General features: G+C 41.5%; 2 protein-coding genes. Both read right to left on the reverse strand.

Annotated features, from left to right (window positions below):
- On the reverse strand, positions 1-1,804 hold a 1,804-nt coding region (locus tag CES82_RS00150; protein ID WP_180245609.1), incomplete at its 3' end, for a collagen-binding domain-containing protein.
- A gap of 479 nt (positions 1,805-2,283) precedes the next feature.
- Positions 2,284-2,857, reverse strand: a 574-nt coding sequence (locus tag CES82_RS12385; RefSeq protein ID WP_180245610.1) for an LPXTG cell wall anchor domain-containing protein, incomplete at its 5' end; no start/stop codon positions are given.

Consider the following 2,857-nt stretch of genomic DNA (forward strand, 5'->3'; position numbering starts at 1 on the left):
TGGTGGTGTAGACTGGTGCTGCCACTCTTTCTTGCGTATATACTTTTATACCATTGGATAGCTTACCTGGATTATTCGGGTCGCTGGTGGTGTAGACCGGTGCTGCTACTCTTTCTTGCGTATATACTTTAACTCCATTAGATAGCTTACCCAGCTGGTTCGGATCGCTGGTTGTGTAGACTGGTGCTGCTACTCTTTCTTGCGTATATACTTTTATACCGTTAGATAGCTTACCCGGATTGTTCGGGTCGCTGGTGGTGTAAAGTGGCGTACCCACTCCAACGCCTACTCCGATACCATCGGGAACCTCACCCAGATTGTTCGGATCGTCGTCGTTTGTGTATAGTGGTGTCCCCACTTCTTCTTTAAATACTGGCTGAGACGTTGCCGCTTGCGATTGAATATCCCACCTGTGAGATGTTCCACCCGCAATGTTAACCACATTAGCCGCAATGTTGCCGTAAAAACTACTAGCAGTGACATTAATCGTGGCGTTAGGCGCAAGAATACTACCATAAAACGAATTACCAATATTAAACGTTGCATTGCTTGTGCCAGAAGTACTGCTAGAATCAGAGTTTCCTGTTCCGAAGTTCCATAAAACATGGTTAGGTTTACTAAGCAGGTCGTTATCCTGCACGTTATTAGTACTCTGATCATATTGCAGATGAACTTGGCTTGAAACAGTTTGCGGGGCATCCCCAGTCGGAATATCGGTTAAGTTGATAATAATTGTTGGCCCATCGTTACTGCTGCTAACGCCTTTAATCGTAATCTGTCGTTGATCGCTAAGATACTCAAACGGCAAGTCAACGTAGACAACACCATTAGATGAAGTTGCATTAGCTACATTAATAGAGCGATTATTTTCATCCTTTAGTTCTTCATCCACACCAGTAGATTGTGCTTCATCTGAGAATTCATTTGAGTTTTGAATGAGTTCACTAAAAACCTTGGCGAAATCAATATAAACTTTCCCATCAGCATCTTTGTCAACCGTATCATTACCATTGGCTGAACTATCAATCCGCTGATCATTTACTACAGCTCTACCGCTAGAATCGGTGGTTATGGTAAAGTCTTGACCGAATACCACTCGATTACCACTGGGATCACTAAAGGCGTTAGTCGGTATTTGCTGTCCGTTTAAGACTTGTTGGATATAATCAATATCTTCACTAGTTAAATTCGTTGCTGCCTGATCTCGAGTTCCAAAGTTGTTTGCTTGATTTAAAATACCAACGGCTAAGTTACCACGAGTATCCGAAGATAAACTGGCTTGATTAGCAAAAATATGGAATAAAGAAGCTAACTTCAAAACGTTATTACTAGTTAGCTTGTTAACATCAATATTTTTAGTCTTCAAAGCATCATCATTATAAATCGCTGATTGATCATCGTTATTTGTTGGCGTATTACTAACTGAATCCGCTGAAGCTGTGGTTACAATTGAATCTTTGCTGGTTTCTACCTGACTACTCACCGTTGCTTCAGTTTCTTGGTCGGCTGTTTCAGAAATTTCAGAAACATTATTAGCAGGATTAGTCGTATCTGACGCATTCGAACCATCCTTTTGATTCAAAGTAGAATTGTCACTGGAATCTGACGGCGTTGACGTTACGCTTTCAGCATCATTACTAGCCCCTGCCGTTTCATCGCCTTTTTGCTGAGTTGTATCTTGTTCTGACATGTTATTAGCCGTTTTACTCGATTTTTTTCCCTTAGCCTGAGATATTTGCACTGTTGAAGCAACACTCGTCTGGGCATTAGCAACCTTTGTACTGAGCACAAATCCTGTCATCATCGTAACAGTGGTAAGGCCCATGTGTAACCAATATTTTCCACTATTACACTCAAAACGACGCACTTGTTCCCTTATCTTGCTATCTTTTCGATTAGTTTTTTCCATTATATTGTATATCCCTTCATTATGATCAAAGATGACTGAAGAAAATAGATGCACCGGTTATGTATGATAGTTTCTTCTTTAAATACCGTTCACTATGTACGATTAATTCTTAAGGTAATGTTCATTTTAGATTAGTTTATTTGATTAATCAACCTTTTTTAAGATTTATTTACTTTTATAAAAGCTAATGCAGAACACAGCAATTAAACCGCGTATCAATGCACAAAAATAACCGAGAACTGATCATTTTGATCTTCTCGGTTATTTTTTATGCATTCGGAGAGGAATGCTTGAATGGATAGTAACTATTTTAATCAAAGTAAAAGGTAAAAATCTTTTGGGGGTACCTGACTAAAACTTAACTATTCATGTGTCTAATTTTTTCTTTTTCTTCTGAAGCTTAACCAGCTAGTCAAGCTTCCCAAAGCAAGTAAGAAGTAACCCAAAACCGAAACAGAAATATCTGATCTATCACCTGATTGCGGTAAGATCTCTTTGCTTTCAGGAACCTTTGCCTTGGCCTTCACTGAACCTTTGAGAGAAACTGTGCGAATCTTATTCACTTTGGCCGATACCGGAACTACTTCACTATCCTGCATCGAATATACGATGTTAGGTCGCCGATGCGCTTTGCCATATTCATTAACACCAGTGGTAATTGCCTGACCTGGTTCAGGCTGATCTGGTGTCGTTGGTTGATCCGGTTGTGGTTCATCTGGCGTTGTGGGTTGATCTGGTTGTGGCTCATCCGGCGTCGTTGGTTGATCTGGCTGTGGCTCATCTGGTGTTGTCGGTTGATCTGGAACTGTCGGCTGATTCGGTGGCGTCGTTGGCTGATCCGGAACTGTCGGTTGACTTGGGGGAGTCGTCGGCTGAACCGGAACTGTCGGTTGATCCGGCGGTGTTGTCGGCTGGTCTGGTATCGTCGGTTGATCCGGCGGCGTTGTC

The organism is Secundilactobacillus silagincola (assembly GCF_002583405.1).
Taxonomy (GTDB): Bacteria; Bacillota; Bacilli; order Lactobacillales; family Lactobacillaceae; genus Secundilactobacillus; species Secundilactobacillus silagincola.